23 protein-coding genes are annotated in these 21555 nt (G+C 38.1%); 4 read left to right on the plus strand and 19 right to left on the minus strand.

Going from position 1 to position 21555, the window contains the following annotated elements:
- Nucleotides 1–4 precede the first annotated feature (4 nt).
- The 8 genes from A9970_RS17265 to A9970_RS17300 all read right to left on the minus strand — a co-directional run bounded on the left by A9970_RS17265 (nucleotide 5) and on the right by A9970_RS17300 (nucleotide 8209).
- Complete coding sequence (locus A9970_RS17265; protein WP_070567307.1) at nucleotides 5–1318, minus strand: hemolysin family protein; 1314 nt, start codon at nucleotides 1316–1318, stop codon at nucleotides 5–7.
- An 8-nt stretch (nucleotides 1319–1326) separates the two neighbouring features.
- Nucleotides 1327–1869: an inorganic diphosphatase gene (locus A9970_RS17270; RefSeq protein WP_115047605.1), complete on the minus strand. Its 543-nt coding sequence runs from the start codon at nucleotides 1867–1869 to the stop codon at nucleotides 1327–1329.
- Nucleotides 1870–1877: 8 nt separating this feature from the next.
- The gene (locus A9970_RS17275; protein WP_046674211.1) at nucleotides 1878–2528 is read right to left on the minus strand and encodes a DedA family protein; all 651 of its coding nucleotides are present in this window, start codon (nucleotides 2526–2528) and stop codon (nucleotides 1878–1880) included.
- Between the two features lie 143 nt (nucleotides 2529–2671).
- Complete coding sequence (locus tag A9970_RS17280; protein WP_153845017.1) at nucleotides 2672–3088, minus strand: HIT family protein; 417 nt, start codon at nucleotides 3086–3088, stop codon at nucleotides 2672–2674.
- A gap of 238 nt (nucleotides 3089–3326) precedes the next feature.
- Nucleotides 3327–3800 (minus strand): transcription elongation factor GreA, encoded by a 474-nt coding sequence (greA, locus tag A9970_RS17285; protein ID WP_046674213.1) that lies wholly within the window; start codon nucleotides 3798–3800, stop codon nucleotides 3327–3329.
- A 143-nt stretch (nucleotides 3801–3943) separates the two neighbouring features.
- A complete protein-coding gene (locus A9970_RS17290) occupies nucleotides 3944–4642 on the minus strand; it encodes a response regulator transcription factor (protein ID WP_046674214.1) in 699 nt (232 codons plus the stop codon).
- A gap of 15 nt (nucleotides 4643–4657) precedes the next feature.
- On the minus strand, nucleotides 4658–6316 hold the full coding sequence (locus A9970_RS17295; protein WP_153845018.1) for a sensor histidine kinase KdpD: 1659 nt from the start codon (nucleotides 6314–6316) through the stop codon (nucleotides 4658–4660).
- A 12-nt stretch (nucleotides 6317–6328) separates the two neighbouring features.
- The gene (locus A9970_RS17300; protein ID WP_182983208.1) at nucleotides 6329–8209 is read right to left on the minus strand and encodes a S9 family peptidase; all 1881 of its coding nucleotides are present in this window, start codon (nucleotides 8207–8209) and stop codon (nucleotides 6329–6331) included.
- Nucleotides 8210–8386: 177 nt separating this feature from the next.
- Between A9970_RS17300 and A9970_RS17305 the strand changes: the two genes are divergently transcribed.
- Nucleotides 8387–8677, plus strand: a complete 291-nt coding sequence (locus tag A9970_RS17305; RefSeq protein WP_153845020.1) for a DUF4286 family protein — start codon at nucleotides 8387–8389, stop codon at nucleotides 8675–8677.
- A gap of 20 nt (nucleotides 8678–8697) precedes the next feature.
- Here A9970_RS17305 and A9970_RS17310 read toward each other — a convergent pair whose 3' ends face one another.
- The 6 genes from A9970_RS17310 to A9970_RS17335 all read right to left on the minus strand — a co-directional run bounded on the left by A9970_RS17310 (nucleotide 8698) and on the right by A9970_RS17335 (nucleotide 12840).
- Nucleotides 8698–9048: a DUF983 domain-containing protein gene (locus A9970_RS17310; RefSeq protein WP_259655425.1), complete on the minus strand. Its 351-nt coding sequence runs from the start codon at nucleotides 9046–9048 to the stop codon at nucleotides 8698–8700.
- Nucleotides 9049–9157: 109 nt separating this feature from the next.
- Nucleotides 9158–9421, minus strand: coding sequence for a hypothetical protein (locus A9970_RS17315; RefSeq protein WP_153845021.1), 264 nt, complete (start codon nucleotides 9419–9421; stop codon nucleotides 9158–9160).
- Nucleotides 9422–9448: 27 nt separating this feature from the next.
- Nucleotides 9449–10150, minus strand: a complete 702-nt coding sequence (locus A9970_RS17320; protein WP_153845022.1) for an RluA family pseudouridine synthase — start codon at nucleotides 10148–10150, stop codon at nucleotides 9449–9451.
- A gap of 141 nt (nucleotides 10151–10291) precedes the next feature.
- Nucleotides 10292–11296 carry an MlaD family protein gene (locus A9970_RS17325; RefSeq protein ID WP_153845023.1) on the minus strand — a complete coding sequence of 335 codons (1005 nt, stop codon included), beginning with the start codon at nucleotides 11294–11296 and terminating at the stop codon, nucleotides 10292–10294.
- Between the two features lie 5 nt (nucleotides 11297–11301).
- Complete coding sequence (locus tag A9970_RS17330) at nucleotides 11302–12075, minus strand: ABC transporter ATP-binding protein (protein WP_046674221.1); 774 nt, start codon at nucleotides 12073–12075, stop codon at nucleotides 11302–11304.
- Between the two features lie 6 nt (nucleotides 12076–12081).
- A complete protein-coding gene (locus A9970_RS17335; protein WP_075991659.1) occupies nucleotides 12082–12840 on the minus strand; it encodes an ABC transporter permease in 759 nt (252 codons plus the stop codon).
- Nucleotides 12841–13096: 256 nt separating this feature from the next.
- Here A9970_RS17335 and A9970_RS17340 point away from each other — a divergent pair, with 256 nt between their 5' ends.
- The 3 genes from A9970_RS17340 (at nucleotide 13097) to A9970_RS17350 (ending at nucleotide 16707) form a co-directional block, all read left to right on the plus strand.
- Complete coding sequence (locus tag A9970_RS17340) at nucleotides 13097–14671, plus strand: DUF6600 domain-containing protein (protein ID WP_159729259.1); 1575 nt, start codon at nucleotides 13097–13099, stop codon at nucleotides 14669–14671.
- A 160-nt stretch (nucleotides 14672–14831) separates the two neighbouring features.
- The gene (gene pncB / locus A9970_RS17345) at nucleotides 14832–16013 is read left to right on the plus strand and encodes a nicotinate phosphoribosyltransferase (protein WP_182983209.1); all 1182 of its coding nucleotides are present in this window, start codon (nucleotides 14832–14834) and stop codon (nucleotides 16011–16013) included.
- A complete protein-coding gene (locus A9970_RS17350; RefSeq protein ID WP_259655426.1) occupies nucleotides 15997–16707 on the plus strand; it encodes a bifunctional 2-polyprenyl-6-hydroxyphenol methylase/3-demethylubiquinol 3-O-methyltransferase UbiG in 711 nt (236 codons plus the stop codon). Before pncB ends, A9970_RS17350 begins: the two co-directional genes overlap by 17 nt.
- 76 nt (nucleotides 16708–16783) lie before the next feature.
- On the opposite strand, the gene A9970_RS17355 is transcribed toward A9970_RS17350, so the two are convergent.
- The 5 genes from A9970_RS17355 to A9970_RS17375 form a co-directional block, all read right to left on the minus strand.
- The gene (locus A9970_RS17355; protein WP_153845026.1) at nucleotides 16784–17716 is read right to left on the minus strand and encodes a DUF4097 family beta strand repeat-containing protein; all 933 of its coding nucleotides are present in this window, start codon (nucleotides 17714–17716) and stop codon (nucleotides 16784–16786) included.
- A gap of 96 nt (nucleotides 17717–17812) precedes the next feature.
- Nucleotides 17813–18634 carry a hypothetical protein gene (locus tag A9970_RS17360; protein ID WP_182983210.1) on the minus strand — a complete coding sequence of 274 codons (822 nt, stop codon included), beginning with the start codon at nucleotides 18632–18634 and terminating at the stop codon, nucleotides 17813–17815.
- Nucleotides 18624–19181 carry an RNA polymerase sigma factor gene (locus tag A9970_RS17365; RefSeq protein WP_075991654.1) on the minus strand — a complete coding sequence of 186 codons (558 nt, stop codon included), beginning with the start codon at nucleotides 19179–19181 and terminating at the stop codon, nucleotides 18624–18626. Before A9970_RS17365 ends, A9970_RS17360 begins: the two co-directional genes overlap by 11 nt.
- Nucleotides 19182–19408: 227 nt before the next feature.
- Nucleotides 19409–19891, minus strand: a complete 483-nt coding sequence (locus A9970_RS17370) for a hypothetical protein (RefSeq protein WP_201665265.1) — start codon at nucleotides 19889–19891, stop codon at nucleotides 19409–19411.
- A gap of 68 nt (nucleotides 19892–19959) precedes the next feature.
- A complete protein-coding gene (locus A9970_RS17375) occupies nucleotides 19960–21555 on the minus strand; it encodes a SusD/RagB family nutrient-binding outer membrane lipoprotein (RefSeq protein ID WP_182983211.1) in 1596 nt (531 codons plus the stop codon).

Genomic DNA, 21555 nt, shown 5'->3' on the forward strand with positions numbered 1-21555 from the left:
TGTTTTATTCTTCTGTATCATCATCGGCCGATTCGACCAATTCCAATTTGACAAACTCTATGTTCTGCTGAGCCTTCCGGATAATAGTGAATACGTAGCCATATTCTTCTTTACGCTCACCGACTTCAGGAATCTTATCAAAGATTTCGCTCACCAGACCCGACATCGTATCGTAATCCTGACTCTCTGGTAATTCTATCGGGAGAAATTCATTCACATCATGAATACTAGCTCCTGCATCGACCATATATTCCGTTTCAGAGATACGTTCGACAACTGGAGTTTCCTCATCGTATTCATCTTGAATCTCACCAACAAGTTCCTCAACAATATCTTCAAGAGTAACCATACCCGCAGTCCCACCAAATTCATCCAATACAATCGCTAACTGTAGACGTTTTTGCTGGAACTCAGCCATTAGATCATTGATCTTCTTCGTTTCAGGAATGAAATAAGGCTTGCGCATGATATTTCTCATGACAACCTCTTTTCCTTTTGCTAATAGGGGTAAAATATCTTTCGTATGGACAATACCAACGATTTGATCGATATTATCCTCATAAATCGGCAGACGAGAGTACCCCTCTTCCGTCATGGTTTCTATCAGCTCAGAGGCATCAGCCGTGACCTCAACAGCCACAATTTTGGTACGGGGTACCATAATATTCTTAACGATACGTTCGTTAAAATCAAATACATTTTTGATTAACTCGTGCTCAGAAATATCCAGAGCACCAGACTCTTTACCTTTATCCAAAAGATATTGCAACTCCTCAGAAGAGTGAGCAGATTCCCCTTTGGTAACTTCAAATCCCAAAATCTTTAACAGAAAATTAGCGAAACCATTTAAAATCCAAATAAATGGTCTAAAGATAAAGTAGAAAAATTGCAGTGGAACCGCAATTTTCATTGTTGTTGCAACAGGTTTTTGAATCGCAATTGATTTAGGAGCGAGCTCTCCGAACACAATGTGTAACACAGTAATAATCGTAAAAGCCAATACATGTCCTGCATTGGTCGCGATAGTACCTGTCAATTCAACACCGAAAAAACCTAGTACCCCCTGCACAATTTGGGTCATCACAGCCTCTCCTACCCAACCTAAGGCAAGTGAAGAAAGTGTAATACCCAATTGTGTAGCGGCCAAATAACCATCCAAATGCTCCGTTATACTTTTGGCTATTGTAGCAACTTTGCTACCTGTTTTTGCCTGAACTTCAATTTGGGAGACTCGGACCTTTACAATAGCAAATTCTGCCGCGACAAAAAAGCCGTTGGCCAATACTAAAAACAATGTCCAAAATATATCGAGCGCCATGCTTGGGGTTATTTGTTAACAAATTCTTTTTTGTACAACTCGATAGCCTCGATCAAGATTCTTTGTGCTTCTTCACGTCCCTTTACACCTTCAACAATGACATGTTTCTTTTCAAGTGCTTTGTAACTCTCAAAGAATTGTACAATCTCTTTCATTGTATGCGGAGGTAACTGATCAATATCTTTAATGTAATTAAAAACCGGATCGTTTTTAGCTACCGCAATAATTTTATCATCTTGTTCTCCACCATCAACCATATTCATTACACCAATAACCTGTGCTTCAACCAATGTTAATGGTAAAATATCCACTGAACAAATGACTAAAATATCCAAAGGATCTTTGTCATCGCAATAAGTCTGTGGGATAAAACCATAATTGGCAGGATAAACGACAGATGAACTCATTACTCTGTCCAAAAGCAACAAACCAGTTTCTTTGTCTAATTCATACTTTCCTTTGGATCCGTTTGTAATCTCAATGATAGCATTTACGGCATTTGGAACATTCTCACCTGGAGAAACCATGTGCCAAGGGTTTTGTTTACTCATTTTTTAATTTACTGTATATTTTGTTTGTTTCTTTTATCTTTTATACGCTTTTTTAACAACGTTATTGCAATTGGTAAAAATGCAATAACAATCATACCAACGACAACATATTCTACATAATGTATAATCCAAGGGAACTCAATACCAAGGAAATATCCAGACAGGGTCAACACAAGTACCCAAATGGCAGCCCCAGCGACATTATACAGAACGAACTTCTTAAAATCTAATTTTACAACACCTGCGAAGATAGGTGCAAAAGTACGAACTATTGGCACAAATCTTCCTATAATTAAAGCTGTTCCACCATATTTATGGTAAAATTCTTCGGCCATGACCACATATTTTCGCTTAAAGATGAAACTATCTTTTCGCTTAAACAGCATCGGCCCCGCTCGATAACCAAACCAATAGCCTGTAAAATTCCCTAATACTCCAGCAACAAACAACCCCAAACAAAGCGTGTAAATATTAACGTCAATTTTATTTAGCGCACAAAATAATCCTGCAAGAAATAATAAATAATCACCAGGTAGAAAAAATCCAAAAAATAGACCCGTCTCAGCAAATACAATTAAGATAACCAGATAAAACCCTCCTGAGCTCAATAGCTCCTCAGGGTTTAATAATTGTTGAAATGACAACAAAAGTTCATGCATAACCTTTAGTAAAAATCAATGTTGCGTTCCTTTTTTAGAACAAATCCTACGCTTATTCTTGTACAAATTTGAAACAACAAAGTACAAATATAGCATTCTTCTAAAAATCGAACGTAAATCAAGTGTAATATAATCTTTTCTAATTATTGATTTTGAGCAGTTATGCCGACGATAGACTCGCGAATAGTAGTCGCAATTTCATGAAGTTCGTCCTCTGCCAAGCTCAATTTAGGTCCAGCAAAATTTAAATCACTAATTTTATTAATAGGTACCAGATGTATATGTGCATGAGCCACCTCCAAGCCAACTACTGCTACACCGACTTTTACACAAGGAATCACCTTTTTAATACCTTGAGCAACAATCTTAGCAAAGACCCAAAGTGCCATATATTCATCATCCTCTATATCAAAAATGTAATCTGTTTCTTTCTTAGGGATCACCAGAACGTGCCCCTTAGCCAATGGACTGATATCCAAAAAAGCTAGAAAATCATTACTTTCTGCAACTTTGTAAGCTGGGATCTCCCCAGCAACGATTTTTGAAAAAATTGTCGACATATTATTCTAATCTTGGAATAAATCTTTTAAACAATAATCAGCAAACAACAGACTTTAAAATGCAAAGCCTTCGGTATGTTAGCAATTAAAAATTTAACTGCAAATTTTATCACACCCTGTTTTTCTACTGCCAACAAATATAAACAAAAAAGGTCGCGATTACTATATCACGACCTTCTTAATATAAAGTTAATTTGTGGATGTGCGGTTATGGCGTACCGCACATAACCGACATATATTATCTTGAAATCTCCACAATCTCGAATTCAATTTTACCAGCAGGAACTTCAATAACAGCTGTATCACCTTTCGATTTCCCCAACAAACCCTGGGCAATAGGAGACTTAACTGAAATCTTGCCCGACTTTAAATCTGCTTCTGACTCCGCCACCAATTGATAAGTCATTTCAGCACCATTCTTTTTGTTCTTGATCTTAACAATCGATAAGGCCAAAACTTTAGATGTATCTAATTTGGACTCATCAATTAAACGTGCTGTCGCCAATGTATTCTCCAAATTGGCAATTTTAGCTTCGTGAAGCCCCTGAGCTTCTTTAGCAGCATCATACTCTGCATTTTCTGACAAATCTCCTTTGTCTCTAGCCTCTGCAATAGCATTGGCAATTTTAGACCTTCCTTCCGTCTTCAGATAAGCCAATTCTTCTTTAAGCTTACGCAATCCTTCTTCCGTAAAATAAGTTACTTCTGCCATAATTTTATCTTTTTTCTTATTTTCTACTTTTTAAAAAAGAAACAAGACCATATTTCCCTCGTCAGGAAACATGGTCTTGCTTTGAATCTATACGAAGATAATAATTGTTTTCAACAAAACAAATTCTTACCCGTTAAATAAAATTAAATCTCTTCCTCATCAACAAATTTATACCCCAGCCCCCGAACTGTTTGTAGATAATGTGGCTTATCTGGATTTGTTTCGATCTTTTTCCTTAAACGAACCACATGCATATCCAAAGTACGTGTGTTGACATTTGAGCTATAACCCCAGACAACCTCCATTAACTCCTCGCGTGTAATCTCCCGGCCTAAGTTTTGTAAAAAATGAAGCAAAATTCGGTTTTCCAAAATGGTCAACTCAACTTTCCTTCCGTCACGTATTAAGGAATGAATATTTGGATGATGTTCCGTCTGACCAAATTTATATACTTCGGGACTGTTCTTAGGCAAGAAAAATTTCACCTTATTATCGATCATAGCAATAAGCACATCCATATTGAATGGCTTGCTAATGTAATCAGTCACACCAAAGCTATAGGCTTCAATTTTGTCCACATCTTGAGACTTCGCTGTCATCATGATAATGATATTCTCAAACCCGGCTTTACGGACATCTTCACAGATTTCGTTGCCTTCTTTTCCTGGAAGCATCCAATCCAACAAAACCACATCGGGTCTCTTTTCCAAGATCAAACTTTCCGCTTCATTCCCATTTCCACTTTGAATGACCTGATAGCCTTCGGATTCCAATCGATGTTTTACCAAGAACCGTAAGTTCTCATCATCTTCAATAACAGCAACAGTGATGTCTTTATTCATATTTAAATTTATTTTTTAAACCGGAAATACCAAGGTAAAGGTGGTCCCATGTCCCAATTGACTTTTTACTGTAATATCACCGCCTATAAATTCAGTAATCTCTTTACAGAAAGCCAAGCCCAAACCGATACTTCCTTGCTGATTATATTGACTTTTTATTCTATAAAACTTTTTGAAGATGTTGTTAAACTCTGCCTTCTCAATACCTATTCCTTCATCCTTAAAAGTGATAACAAAATTCTTCTTGTTTTGTTGTATCGCAATATCTAAGATTTTATGCCCCGCTTTCGAATATTTATAGGCATTATCGATCATATTTTGAAACACACTACTTAACAGTACCGGATCTGCAAGCATTGATGTCCTTACATCAATTTTTGTGCTAATCTTGAAATCCGCATATTTTATTCTTGACGAAGCTACTAGATTTTCGGTAAATTCCTCCAAATCAACTTCTTCTTTATTTAATTTTATGGTTTTATTTTCGATCTGACTAAAAGACAATAGCTTATTCATCAAGTTATTTAATCGGTCTGCCTCCTGATCTAATATATTTCCATACATTTTCCGTTCTTCATCAGAGAGTACCTGCGCACTCTTAATATTATTTCCAGCAATTTTAATAACACTCACAGGCGTCTTAAACTCGTGGGTAAGATTATTGATGAAATCGTACTGCAATTTAAAAAGTCTTCCGTTAATTTCTAAATTTCTATAAATTAAATATAATATTGCAATCAAAATAATATAAATCAGGGATACCCCTCCCAATACCGGCCAAAAACTGCGATTTATCTCTTTTGACAGAAAACTCTTACTCGACCTAAAAAGAAGTTTGTAGTCAGCTAAGGCTCCAGGTAACGGCATCTCCGTTGAAATCTCGTCATTTTCCGGCGTGATCGGAGCACCAACCAGTGGGACTATTTCTACTTTCTCATAAAGATTTGAATAACTATTTTTTACTTCCAGATACATTGGATCAATCTGAAAATTGAACATATCCTGTTCATATCCGACAGTATGATCCAAATTACCTTCCATAATGGACTTATAGACTATTAAGTCGTTGACCCTTGGAATATTCAGATAGGTAATCTGTCCAGGTCTTATGGTATAAAAAACCTTCAGTATATCCTTATCAGAAAGCTTGGCATTCGGTTGCAATTTATCGATATAAGTTGCCAGCTTCACACCAATATTATTAATCTCTTCGGAATGCAAGCCCATCTGCCCACGATCCCGAATCGTATTTTTGTTCAGGCCAGACCTGGAAACGGTAAAAAAAGTAATGGTTTTCGGTTGAATTCTAAGGTTATTAACAATAAAACCATAGTTCAAGTTATGATCATTATTAAATTGTAAATCAAAAAAACCAATTTCTCTAACGAATGGGTAGGAACTTAATATACTATAGGCATATTTTCCCGCCTGGACTGAATCCAAAAAACCTTGATAAAAAGATACTTCAGGAATTCTATTTTGAAAAAAATCATTGAAAGGGACTAAGGTTTGATCAAATATCTCCGATTTTCGATTGGTAAATTCGTTCTTAATATGCGATTCTGTATAATTACGCGAAAGAAAAAGGGCAAATATATACAGACCACTAATCACGATGAAAAACATCAACAATAATCCGTAGTTTTTTCGATAGCTATATTTCTCTGCTTTCATAATCTCCCGCCCTTAGTCTACAAGATATTTCGCCAAAAACCGCTCCAACTCATTATAGTAACCAAAGACATTCTCGTCCCGTTTAAAAGTTCTATCCTCGTCCTCTTTTAGGATGTATTGTACGGGAATATTATTATTCTTTAATTTCTGTACAAATTGATTTGCATCTGTTACCGAACTAAACCTATCCTTTCCTCCCTGTACCAATAACACCGGTATCTTTACTTTATCCGAATGAAATACAGGTGAAATATTTTTAAATAGCTCAGCCTCCCGAATCGGATTCCCAACTACTTGATACATTTTCTGTACATACGATTTAAAATATGGTGGTATATCTCTAAAGTAAGTGAACAGATTGGTATAACCGGAATAAGACACGGCACATTTATAAAGATCAGAATTAAAACAAGCAGCGTGTAGCGCCGAATAGCCCCCGAAACCTTTCCCTACAATAGCGACACGTTCCCGATCAGCAATTCCTTCTTTAATCAACCATTTCACTCCATCGGTAATATCATCCTGAATCTTCCCTCCCCACTCTTTAAATCCAGCAGTCCAAAACTTCTTACCAAAACCAGTCGATCCTCTATAGTTCATCTGAAAAACCAAATAGCCCCTGTTTGCCAAAAACTGCGCTTCATTATCAAATCCCCAAACCTCCCGTCCGTTAGGTCCATCGTGGGGCAATACAACCATAGGCAGATTTTTGCGATTGGAATGAATGGGATAAGTTAAATAACCCGAAATCTGAATACCATCTCTCGCGGTATAAGTGATATACTCATTTGGCGAAAGTTCTTTGTCCTTTAGATCGGAATTATTATCTGTTAGCTTCGTTAATTTTTGTGTCGAAAAATCATAAAAATAAATCCCGCCCGGATTTACGTCCGTATAGGTTTTAATAATGACCTTATTCCCCGAAATATCAGTGTTCAATACCTGAAACTCAAAGCCATCAATCTGCTTCGACAATTGATCATATTTCTTTTTGGTAGCCTCATCAAAAAAATGTCTGTTCTGTCTTGATGTGCTATAATTGACAAATAACAGCTTATTCTGTTCAGTGAAATACCCCCCAGGGCTCACGTCAACATCTTTATGACTATATAGCTCGCCCAGCTCTTTTTGATTTACTAAATCATAACTTACCAAGGCTAGTTTATCCCGGTCTATATTAGATAAAGCATAAATGATGGCATTTGAACTATCCTTATAACCCAGTGGAGTAAAACTACTTTCCACATCACATCGTATAATCTCTTTAAATGGTTCTTTTTCTGAGCTTCTATAGAGCACAGATTGCTGTACAGAATCGTTGGCCACAGCCAATCGTACCTGCCCATCATTGGAAACAACCCAGGAACTCATATTTCCGGGATTCTGTAAAACCAATTCCCGTGGCCTCCCGTCTAAATAGATACGATAAAGGTCAAAAAATGAGGAATCTCGGTCATTGATTCCCGCTATAAAACTATCACCTCCGGTCGCCATAGCATGAATCCATCGAAACCGACCTCGTACCGGTTTAATCAATGGCCAAATCTTCTCTGTGTTGATGTCCACAGCATATAAACGTAAACTATCCTGCGAAGATTGTTCCGTCAAAAAGGAAATTTTTGAATCATTGTTCCAAGCGAAGGATTTTACATTAATATCATTTTGATAAGTAAGCTGTTTGGAACTATCCTTATTGATCAAATCTATTAAATAGATATTTTTACAATGATTATCCAAGCCAATGTAAGCTATAAATCGACCATTTGGAGAAATCTTAAAATTTGATTTTTCAGGTGTAGAAAAAAATTGATTTATTGGAATAAGATCAACACTATGTCGTCGACACCCCAACATGATCATGGCAGAAAAAAACAAACCTATCCAAAATTTCATCCTCATAATCCCAAATACATCCTTATCATTTATTCCAAATATTGCAATTAAATACGGAATTGCATGAAATGCAACCTTATTTTTACAAGATATAGTAATTAAATGTAATATTCAAACTTATCTCGGTTCTGTCCTTTAGAATCTTTTTTATAGCAAAAAAATAGCGTATTTTTGCATATGTTTTTATACAATGTCTCCGTTATAGCAGAAGAAACAATCCATCAAGAGGTCGTTTCATGGATTCAGGATCATATCGTGCAATCCCAAAAATTTCAAGTGCATTTTCTGGAAATGCTCCAGTCTCCACATGAAGGTATGACCTACTGCATTCAGGTTGTACTCCCTTCAGAAGACCATATAGCAGATTTTCAGCAAGTACATCTAATCCCATTACAACAACTCATTTCGGAAGTATATAAAGACAAGGTGTTCCTTTTCGACAGTACCATGAAGTATCTAAAAAAATAAAAGAGCTCCAAAGAGCTCTTTTATTTTTTTAGATCATTACTACCGTTGCTATCTTCTTCAAGGTTCTTATTATTCTTTTCACCTATCTCTGCCGCCAATTTATAGCGCGGATCATAACTGATTTTTGGCGTTAAAAAATGAAGTAAAATCAAACGGGCATATCTAAAATTAAAAGGTGCGAAGACCAAAATAGTTACAGCTAGACCAATCAGATAAGACCAAGGAGACTCGCTTCCGGTCAAAATTGCGATCGCAACAGATACAGTAACAATCTCAGCGACAGACAAAGCATAACTCACATACATGGCAGCATAGAAATACCCCGGCTCAACCTCGTACTTGACACCACAATAAGGGCAAGTATCATTCATATGCTGCTTGTGTAAACTGTATACCTTTCCTACAAATACATTACCAATATGACACTTCGGACATTTGGAATGTATCATTGCATGGAATTTGGATGTGGGCATGAAGAATCTATTTTATTTCGTTTAAAAATTTCTTTGTTACAGGGTTCTTCTTACGGTATTTTTTATACCATAAATAACCAAGGCCCGCCGCAGCTAGATAAGGTATTACCAATAGAAACAAAATACCGTCATTCAGACCTCTTCCTTGCATATTTCCTTCCTTCGTAGAATTCTCAGCGGTCAATGTACACATCGCACACTGTCCGTACGAAACAGACACAGCCGAGCAGCTTAAGGTAAATATTAGGAGTAAATATTTAAACCATTTCATAACACAAAGGTACTGAAATTTTAACGATTAGCGTGCCAAAGATTCAAATTTATCCCAGAAGCCATCTTTCGGCAAAGAAGCGGTCAATTCCATCTTATCCTTTTTTATTGGATGCGTAAAGGCCAATGAACGAGAATGTAAACAAATACTGCCCAAAGAACTACCTCTTGGATATCCATACTTATTATCACCAACAATAGGACATCCCATCGCTGCAAGTTGCGCACGAATCTGATGTGTACGACCTGTTAAAGGCTCTACGCGCAGCAAATAGAATCCATTCAACTCACCCACCAATGTATAATCCAACTCGGCATAACTTCCGCCTTTCACCTCGCGTGGAAAGGCCTTTGTTACCCTTGTTTGTCTATTCCGAACCAACCAATTGATAAGTTTCCCCTCAGTTTTTCGCGGACGCTGTCTGACTATTGCCAAATAGGTCTTTTTCACATGTCTATCCTGAAAAAATTTATTCATTCGCTCTAGCGCCTTGCTTGTTTTGGCGAACAAAATCATACCACTAACAGGTCTATCTAATCGATGAATAACACCAACAAATGCTTCATTTGGCTTATCATATTTCTTTTTCAAATATACTTTCACCATATCTTCTAAAGATAGGTCTCCTGTTTCATCCACCTGCACAATATCCCCGGCTTTCTTATTTATAGCTATGAGATGATTGTCTTCGTAAATGACGTCTTTATCGGTTATTTCGCTGTGATTCATTTCTTTCAAATCTAAAAGGGTTATCCAAATGCTATACAGTGCTAAGACCTGTTGAGTTGGATCCCATAATGACGCTATTATTTATTAAAAAAGGCCCTACGCAAGCGTACAGCCTTTCCTTATGTTCTTTTTTAACACAACTTATTTTGCAGTGTCCGCTTTAAGCAACTCAGCTTTTTTCGCATCTTCCTTCATCTTCTTTTTAAAGAAACCACGCAACAAGAAATTATGTTGTAGCGCTTCCATATTCTCGTCCAGTTTGGATGTGCTCGAATTTAAATTATTGATTGCCGATTTAATTTGATTTGCCGATGCCGGGTCATTCAATAACACACCCACCGCATTATCTTTATCATTCAATCGACTTGAAGCATTATTCAAATTGTTTATCAATGCATTTGCTGTCTGAGAAACTCCTTGCAACTGCGCTGCAGACTGACGCAGGTTAGAGAATATAGCAGTATCAGTCGTTAAATCATGGATCAAGCCCTTATTGCTATTTAAAGAGTTTGTCAAGGTAACCAAATTAGCAGATGCTTTGTTCGCATTATTCATTGCAGCACTGATTGACAACAACGTAGCACGCAATGTATTAACCATAGAAGTATCGGTCAACATCGCTCCAACCATTCCTTTTCCGTCCGCCAATCCACGTGATATTTCTACAAAGTCAGTAGTAATCTTTGCTAAGTTTTCATTATTTACCTGCAATGTTTCCATCATTGCTTCCATGTCCGCAGTCTTCGCCGAACGCAAGAAATCACCTGTCTCCACTGTTGGCGCATTTTGCGACCCCCCAGAAATCACTACAATCTTGTTACCAATCAAACCGTCCGAGCCCAATTTTGTTACAGCATCTTTACGAATATATTCAGCAGATTTCTCCTCGATTGTCAATACCACCTCAACATCCTGCACGCTTTTAAAATGTATATTCTTAATGATCCCTACCTTAACCCCAGAAAACCACACATTACTTCCCACTTTCAATCCAGCGACATCGGGAAATGAAGTCGTAATTTCGATATTTCTAGTAAATTTCTTTTGCTGGCTACCCAAAACAAAAATACCCGCTAAAAGAATCAATACGCCTAAAAAAACAAAAATACCGACAATGATTGCTCTTTTATTTTCTGCCTTACTCATGTATATTATAGAATAAAATTATAATTATAAAACGCTCTTACACGTGCGTCATCTGTATCAAAAATCTCTTCAAAAGACCCCTGTCTTTCAAACTTGCCATCCAACAACATCACAATACGGTCTCCCACTTCTTTCGCACAAGCTAAATCATGCGTAATAATAATTGATGCTGTTTTATACCTCTCCTGAACCTCATTAATCAATCCATTAATCTCCAAACAAGTGATCGGATCTAGTCCTGCTGTTGGTTCATCGTACATCATGATTTCAGGTCTAAGAATCAGTGTGCGCGCAATACCAATTCGCTTACGTTGTCCACCCGACAACTCCGATGGCATCTGATTGATAGCTTGCGAAAGCCCTACTCCATCCAAAACCTCTTCTACAGCTTGGTTGATCTCCGAACGTGTTAAGTTCCGTTTATTTCGAACCAATGGAAATTCCAAATTTTCGCGCACAGTCATACTGTCATAAAGTGCACTATTCTGAAAAGAAAACCCTATTTTCAAGCGTAATTCACGCAGTTCGCGATCATTTAATTCAAGAACTGACTCTCCCAAAACATTGATCGTCCCCTCATCAGGTCTTAATAAGCCCGAAATCAATTTGATCAACACTGATTTCCCTGTTCCAGAACGCCCAAGCACAACGAGATTTTCTTCTTTATATAAATCCAAGTTGACACCACGTAGAACGTGATTATCACCGAAAGATTTGCTAACATCCCTAATTTCAATGACCGGCTTCGAATGGTCGATGGTTGATTTAATCTTTTCCATAGCTCACTATCCAAAGAACGATAAAACTTGAACAATAATTATTTCCTCAATAAATACAAGGAACATCGAAGCGACAACGGCGGCATTGGCTGCCTTACCGACACCTTCAGTCCCCTTTGAAGAAAAATAACCGCAATAACAACTTACAGCTCCAATAGTAAAACCAAATATAACCGCACGCAAAACCATAGCTCCTAAATCCTTAAATGCTATCGTCTCAAATACCTGCGTAAAAAAACTCAAAAAGCTTAAGTCGTCTTTACTCATCATACTTAGGTAACCGCCTAAAAGACCTATACCCGCTACATAAAAACATAGTACAGGAATCCCAATAGTTGTAGCTAATATTCTACTTACAATAAGATACTTATATGGATTAGTTCCCGAAACTTCCATGGCATCGATTTGCTCCGTGACATTCATCGAACTTAGTTCCGCACCAATTTGCGAGCCCACTTTACCCGAAGCAATTAAAGCTGTTACCAGCGGTGCAAGAGCACGAACAATAGCAATCGAAATAAGCGAAGGCAACATCGAAGTCGCCCCGAATTCTTCCAAAGAAGGACGCGATTGTTTTGTAAAAACAAATCCAACAATAAACCCCGTTAAACTGATCAAAGGCAAAGATTTGTAGCCTATTTCATAGCACTGGCGGACAATTTCTTTAAATTCATATGGTGGAGTTACCAATTCGCGCCAAAACCGTAGCAAAAAACGGTGAATGTTTGCGAATTCTAGAAAAAAAGTCTGAAGTTTTTTAGCCATTTAAATGATGTCTATTTCAAATTAATGTGTCATAAAACACGTCTTATGCTGAACAAACACGTAGCAATTCGAGCGGTAAAGGTAAATAAAAAATATGTATCTAAAATTGTCGTTTATGTAAAAAGATCATCAATTTGACTTTTATATAAAAAAAATCAGATTTCCAGTGTACCGATTAAACCATTTTATACGTTATGCTGTCATAATAACAAAGACAATACAATAGAGTTTTGTCACACTTTTAAATATTACAGTCATGAAAAATTTAGGCAACATAAAATATTGGGTACTTGGTTTTATAGGTATCGCTTCTTTTTCAAGTTGCGCGACTTCAATGGCCCAACGGGGTGGATATAATGGTTATAACAATTATAACAATGCTGGAGTTTCGTTCCAGATGTTCTATGATCAACTCTCCCCTTACGGACAATGGGTTAATGACCCCAATTATGGCTATGTTTGGATTCCGGACGTTGGCCCGAACTTCCAGCCTTATGCCACCAATGGTTATTGGACAATGACCGACTATGGTAATACCTGGGTATCCAACTATGACTGGGGTTGGGCTCCATTTCACTATGGTCGTTGGAACTACAATGACCGTTATGGTTGGGGATGGGTTCCTGACTATGAATGGGGACCAGCATGGGTAAATTGGCGTCAAAGTAACGACTACTACGGTTGGGCACCAATGGGTCCGGGCATGAGTATCAATGTATCCGTTAATATTCCGATGAACTTCTGGACATTTGTGGGAGTCAATCACTTTATGAATAGGGACATGGATAGGTATTACGTTAATCGAAGAAATTACAATAATATCTATAACAGAACCACCATTATCAACAATACAACGATAATAAACAACAACTATTATGTTGGTGGACCGCGAAGATCTGACATCGAACGTTCGACAGGAAGAAGCGTAACGGTTAATAGAATAGCAAATGTCGATAGACCTGGATCTGCCCGCAGTAGCAGCAATCGTAGTAATGAAATCAGTATGTACCGTCCAAATGTAGACCGTAATACAAGATCTTCTGCACGTCCTACAAATGTCGTAGATGCTTCTACCCGAACACGAAATAACAATAGTGAGATTTCAGATCGAACCAATCGTGTAATCGGCAATCGAGACAACATCGACTCAAGATCAGGAAGTCGTGAGTTATATATTGATAACAGTGGAAATGCTTCTGTAAGGTCTAGTAATGATGCCAACAGCGGTGGCTCGAGCCGTAGTTCAAATAATAATACGAGAACCAGCGACAATGGAACTGTAAATAGAAATACGAACGGTACACAACCTAATTCGAATAACTATGATTTTAGAACGCGATCAGGTCGCCAATCGGATGCTTCAAACAATAACAACCCTACATCTACCAGTAGAGATAGACAAAATGGCTCCGTTGATAATAATGGTGTTGTAAACGGCAGAAGTACAGACTACAATAGAAACACAGATTATAATTCTCGTTCGCGGTCAAATGCGAACAGCAATGATCAGACTGTGCCTCCACGAGTAGTTCAACCGACAACGACACCGCAACGAAATGGAAATTATGATGGCAGCAGAACACGTTCTAGCCAACCAGTATCGCAGCCTGTCCAAAATGGAAATAACGATGCTGGCAGCAGGACCCGCTCGAGCCAACCGGTATCGCAACCTGTAGCACAACCAACTCAAAATCGGAGCTACGAAAACACAAGAAGTAGATCAAATACAGACAATTCATCGTCCGTATCTAGATCAAGGTCTTCAGAAAGCTCAGGTGAACGTAGCTCTGGACGTTCTTCACAAGGATCAGAAAGATCTAGAACAAGATAATGACAGCCGAATAAAATAATAATTCAAATGAGGCGGGTAAAATAAAAAATTTTACCCGCCTTTTATATACATGTCTTTTTATATTTATCATGAACAATCCATACATTTTCACGTTAATTAGTAAATTTACCGCTTCAAACAAAAAAACAGATCAATAAAGATGGCTTCATTTACCTCTATATTAGATAATGACTTTTACAAATTCACCATGCAGCATGCTGTGGTCAAGTTGTTTCCAAAGGCCAAGGCACGTTATCATTTTATTAACCGGGGACATCATAAATTTCCCGATGGTTTTGACGTACTCCTGAAGGAGGCCGTCAATGAAATGGCTAATTTGAAGTTAACAAAAGCAGAAAAGTCTTTTTTTGCCAGAACTTGTCCTTATATAGACCCAACCTATTTTGACTTTCTTCAAGGTTATCGCTACGATCCCGAAGAGATCAAAATATTCCAGGATGGCCCCGACCTTGAAGTCATTATCGAAGGGTACTGGTACCGTACTATTCTTTGGGAGGTTCCGTTGATGTCGCTCATCTGTGAACTTTTTTATGAATCCCAAGGTTTACAACGTGACTCGGATGCAGAAGTAATCGCCACGGCCAAAGATAAAATCGAAAAATATAAAAAACTCAATATCACAATTGCTGATTTTGGCACCCGCAGACGTCATTCTTATGAAGTCCATGATATGGTCGTTCGCACACTGAAGCAATATGGCGAAAAAACATTTATAGGGACCAGCAATGTACATTTAGCAATGAAATATGAGACGAAACCAATTGGCACACACGCCCATGAATGGTTTATGTTTCACGCCGCCAAATACGGTTATAAAATGGCCAATCTACTTGGCCTTGAACATTGGTCTGATGTCTACCGGGGTGACCTCGGAATAGCACTGTCGGACACCTATACTACAGAAGTTTTCTTTCAGCAATTTGATAAAAAGTTAACCAAATTATTTGATGGAGTCCGTCACGATAGCGGCGACCCACTTGAATTTACAGATAAGGTTATTGCACACTATAAGAAAAATGGAATCAATCCCCTCTCAAAGACAATCATATTCTCGGATGGCCTAGACTATGAGAAGGTCGAAAGAATCGCGAGCTACTGTGAGGGGAAAATCTTGCATTCCTTTGGCGTTGGTACCAATTTCACCAATGATGTGGGACTCAAACCCATGAATATCGTCATTAAGATGACTGACGCGTTACCAGAAGATGACCAATGGACCCCAGTCATTAAGCTATCTGACGAACCAATGAAACATACAGGAGATGAAGACTCCATATATATTGCAAAAAAAGTATTAATGATTGATGATGACAATGCATAGAGATGTATACGGTGAGGCCTTAGATGATTACTTTGTACATCAAGAAGAAAAGTTCCCTTTAATACTCCATACAAGTTATGGCGACCAAGATGAAATGCCCGTCGAGATTTTCTTTCGGGAACCCGATGATTTTCCTGAACTGGAATTTATTGGCCTATCCTTATGTGATGGACGTGTACTGGATGTTGGAGCCGGAGTTGGCAGCCATAGCCTGTATCTACAAGAAAAAGGTTTTGAAGTAGATGCACTGGAACTCTCGCAAACCGCTTGTCATATTATGCAACAACGCGGGGTACAACATATTATCTGCGAAGATTTCTTTAAATTCGAAGGCCAAAAATATGATACGCTATTGCTTTTAATGAACGGAATAGGTCTTGCCGGTGACGTAGATGGTTTTCGAAAACTATTACAGCATAGTAAAGAGTTACTGACTAAAAATGGCCAACTGATTTTTGACTCTTCAGACATCAGTTATTTGTACAAAGATTACAACATCAAAAAACCAGCGCATTATTTTGGGGAAATTCAATACCAGTATGAGTACAAAGGGACTCGAGGAAATCTTTTCAAATGGCTCTATTTAGACCAGGATTTATTGATCAAAATTTCACACGAACTGGGTTGGGTTGTCCAAATTTTGTATGAAGATGAGAATGATCAATACCTCGTTCGCATGGAAGTAAAAAAATAGCCTGTTGTTTATAACAGGCTATTTTTTTTATTATTTCTATGTTCTAATATATATTATTTCTATGTTCTTATATCTATTATTTCTGTGTTCTTATATAGATATCTCCCATGGATGTTTTTAAAATAACATCCTGTCCACCACCATTCATTTTGCCTTTCACGGCGTTACCCATAGGAGTTGATTTGGCTTCCTCGGCAGGTTTTTCGAATTGAAATTCCTCCGCGGCATAGATATTCCCCATAGCAGATTTTACATCCACATTAGCTCCGAAATTCTTTGGGAAGGCAACATCTACGGCGCCCATGGCAGCGACTAAAGAAATCGGTCCTTTGACAGGTTGAACAAATTTGGCTGTAACATCTCCCTGTGAAACCTTTACATTGATCGGCCCGGTAACATTCAATAAATTTACGTCACCGATCGTACTAGCAACTTCAACCTCAGCCCGGATATCTTTCAATTCGATTACGCCAGCATTAAACATCGCCCCACGTCCTCCTTTGATCGTCACAGGTAAATCCATTGGTATCTTGATACGAATAGAATCCTCTAGGGGCATCCCTACCATACTTATTTCAGTCACTCCACCTTCTGTTTTGATGTTCATACCAAGTCCTGAATTATCCGATAATCCCGAGCCATTGATCACACGTAGGCCTTTTGCGCGGTCATTTTCTTCACTTTCCTCCACCTTGGCTGTAATCAGCACATCTTTCCCTTTATAACCTTCAATATAAACATTATCCAATTTTAGTAAAAGCTTGTTTCCCAAGTTGGGCACTTTAATTTCTTTCCAGTTTTTTGGTCCCTTTTCACGGCCGAATCCGGCAGAACTGTATGTAAAATTATTACTATTACTAACAACAACCCCTGAAACCGCTCTAGCCTTTTTAGGAGGATTAGGAGGTTTTGGTGCAGCCACACTTTCTACAGTTTCATTTACCTGGGCCTGCAATGCGCTTGCAAAGATCAGTGCGACCCCAATCATCATTATCCTTATCTTTTTCATTTCGTTTTAGTTTGTCTTCATTATTTGTCAAATAATGCATTTTAAGCTTTTTCATAGATTAACCTACACAATCTGACTTCTACCTTAATTTTCCTATTATTGATTTAATAATACCGCATATGCTTGCTCCTTCACAAATTTCAGGGTAAATGGATCTTCCACAATTTCATTTAACTTTTCTTTTGTTGTTGCTTTCATCGTCGGATCCTCCTGTTGGGCCATCATTTGCATCAGTTCCATTTGTAAAGTGGGATCATTTTGCTCCACAAATAAGTCCTGAACTTTCTGCTGACGTTCTTCTGGGCTAAGTCCACTTAATATGGTTTCGATTGCAGCCATGCGGACATTACTACTTTGATCTGACACAGCTGTCTTTTCCAAAGCTCCCACACTATTGCGATCTAACTTACCCCCATCTTTCATCGCCAAGACAGCACTTAAACGCATGCTTGCGGAACTCGAATCCTGAAGCATCTGAACGTAATCCATTTTCTCTTCCATTTCACGATGAGCAGCTTCCAATACGCTTACTTTTGCCAATTGTTTTCCTTTGCTTTCGATACCGGCGATTGCCTTAACAGGAGCTAAAGTCTCTTGGCCTCCAGTATCAATTCCCATCACCTCAGCATCAACTGCTTTTGCATTGTCTTCTTTTTCCGGAACAGTAATAGAATGTACCGCAGCTACAGGCTTTTCTACTTCTATTTCTCGTTGTTGGTTAAAAGCAATAAAAGTTGCTGTCCCAACTAACAATGCTGCTGCCGCAATACTAGCCCACTTCCATAAAGGCTTAATCTTTCTTTCCTGAACAGGGGGAACTACTTGTGGTCTTATTTTATTCCATAAGTCAGCCGAAGGTTCTCTCTGATCAAATGCCTCCCGATTAGCGTTTACAAAATCTTTTAAATTATCCCGCATAATTATACCTTTCCTTCAATTCTTCGTAAATTTTCTTTTTAGCACGGTGATATTGACTACGTACAGCAACCGCTGTCATCCCCAATGTTTCCGCAACCTCATCATGGCTCATGTTTTCAAACAAGTAGAGATTAACAACCATCTTAGGCACGCCTGTCAATTGATCGATCACATGCTCTAAATCTGTCAAACGACATTCACGCCATTCTTTTTCCAGCAATTCGTCTTCGCCATCATCCTTAATTTCCAAATCATCCACCGGCGTAAAATATTGCTTATTCTTCCGTAACAGTGAGATTGCCTTATTCACCCCCATCCTTCTCAACCAGGCTTCCACACTGAGAACTAAATGCCATTTATCTGATCTTGAAAAAAAGTCAACAAAGGTTTCCTGTAAAATATCTTCACTTTCTTCCTGATTGGACAAAATCCGATAAATAGAATTAAAAATCTTTTTTGCATACCGATGATAGAGCTGTGCAAACCCAGACTCATTGCCCGTTTGGCACATCGCTAATAAATCTTTATCGCTAAGCTGATTTTGCACGTTCTAAAATTAATACTGTTAATTCTTATGTTTCTACTATGTAGTCGGGGCTCTGCTGAAAATGTTGCAATATAATTTTATTTTTTTTCTAAAATAATCCTAAAAATGCACAAAAGCCCATTAAAGGGCCCCCTTTCAACAAAAAACACTCAAGGATGAACTTGAGTGTCTGCATTAATAAAATAAACTTAATAAGGATTTTAAAACTCCAGGTATAAGATTATCGATTATTTAACTTTTAGATAGGTCTCCACAATGGTATGTTTAACTCCCAATTCAGGTAAGTTTTCCTCACCGGTCTGAACCAATGTATCTCCTTTTAAAGTAAGTTGAAAATCAAACTTATTACTTTCCCAATCGCGCATTGAACAATATTGCAATCTTTCTTGATAGTTGACACCATCAAAAGAATAGGTGCCCCCGCCTGCGACAAACAGCGGTTCTTTACCTTTACCTTTTTCCTTATCGTGGTTAAAAAAGGAAAAATGGTCATCATTGAACATTTTAAACATTTCGGTTTTGCTCGTGTCCGTAAAAGCAGTTACCGTATCTTTCCCTTTGATTGTTTTGCTTTCAATAAGCTTATAGGTACCGGTCAAGGACTTGGCTTTTACGGCATCCGCATCTTTCTTTTCGGTAGTATTTTTACATGAAAAAACAAGACAGGAAATCGCAATCGCAAATAGCAATTGATTTTTTAGGTTTATCATATTTTATAAAAGGTTTAAAGAGGCCAAACTACGAAAGTTCAGCCTCAATCAAAAACAAACCATTGTAATTATTTATCCCACCAAACTCGACCAGACAACTTATCTCCGCCAGGTACTGCGGCTGAAGCTGCTCTGTAGTTTTCGCCATTGATAGCCGCTTCAGTAGAAGGATAAGGGAATCTTCTAGGAATAGTCCCCGAAGTAGCATTTCCTGGATAATTCACCGGAGTTAACGCCGGATAGCCGCTTCTACGCCAGTTGCTCCAAGTTTCATAAAAATCCATCATCGTTATCGTATGTGCCCAGTATTGGGTATTGATCTGCTTTAGGGCATCAACAGCATTATATGGATTCGCAGCCAAATAAGTCTCAGCATCAGCATCACTTATTGCCAAGGAACCATCATACTGATTCAGATAGGTAATGCTTGCCTTCACACCTTTTTTATAATGATCGCTTGCACTACCAGCTATTCCCCAACGTTGGGCTGCCTCAGCCAAAAGCAACTCGGATTCGCCATAGGTCAAAATAAATGTCGCACCGGTCCGCTTGATCATATTAGGATTGGGCGAAGAATATTCTGCAAAGGTCGTATAACTTGGGTCGCTACTAATGTTATACTGTGCATTTGATCCCAAATCTTTTCCATTCGGCATCCCCTTTTGCTTGGTTGGATCTGTGATAAAACTCCCGTTCTGTGTTTTGTCCTTTTCTGATAAATATAGCTTTGTAACAGCAACCTTTTGCAACCTCGGATCATTATTGCTTTTTAGATAGTCAATAAATGTTTTAGACCATTTTACATAATAATTCTCTTGGCCACCATCGCCCAATAAAACCTGGCTATTTCTATTCTGAGTAACCCTAGATCCTGATTCATCATGTAAAATAAATGCATTGTCGGCATTACTGTCCATTGTCTTACCCACAGCCTTCTGCACATATTCCTTCGCTTTAGATTCGTCTACTTTAACCAAACGCATCGCTGTTCGTAAGAGCAGAGAATTGCCAAATTTACGCCATTTCGCAATATCACCTTTATAAATAACATCACCAGTGACTTTATCACCATCGTCCTTTAATGCTGCAGTAGCCGTTTCAAGTTCCTTTAGCAAATCGTTATAGATGTCCTGCTGCTTATCATACTTCGGTTTATAAACTTTGGTATAAAAACCCAGTCCCGCCTCCGAATAGGGAACATCACCATACAAATCAGTTAAGCGAGCAAAAATTAAAGCTTTCCAAATACGTGCGACATTGTACAGATTTGCATATTTTGGTTTGTCTTTTGTAAACTCAACCACATCCACAATATTACGAACCTGCTCAATATAGGCCCCAACTGTACCCGTACCCCAATACGCCGCGGTATAGCTTTCATTCAGCATATATTTATCGCCGGCCCAATAACTAACTACAGTCGATAAACCCTGCATCATTGTCGACGAGTAAATTAGATTTCCACGCCATGTATCGTATGCAAAATCAAAACTTCCTGTATAAAATAATTGTGCAGAGCTCAATGTATAATTTGGATCCCAATTTTCTTTACCATAAGCAACTGGATCTGTATTTATCTTATCAAAATCTTTTGTACAGCTACTTTCCATAAATAATGTCGCTGCCATTAAACTAATAACTACCGGTTTAATATATCTTTTCAT

Origin of the sequence: Sphingobacterium sp. UME9, assembly GCF_014170215.1 — a bacterium.
In the GTDB taxonomy this organism is placed as follows: Bacteria; Bacteroidota; Bacteroidia; order Sphingobacteriales; family Sphingobacteriaceae; genus Sphingobacterium; species Sphingobacterium paramultivorum.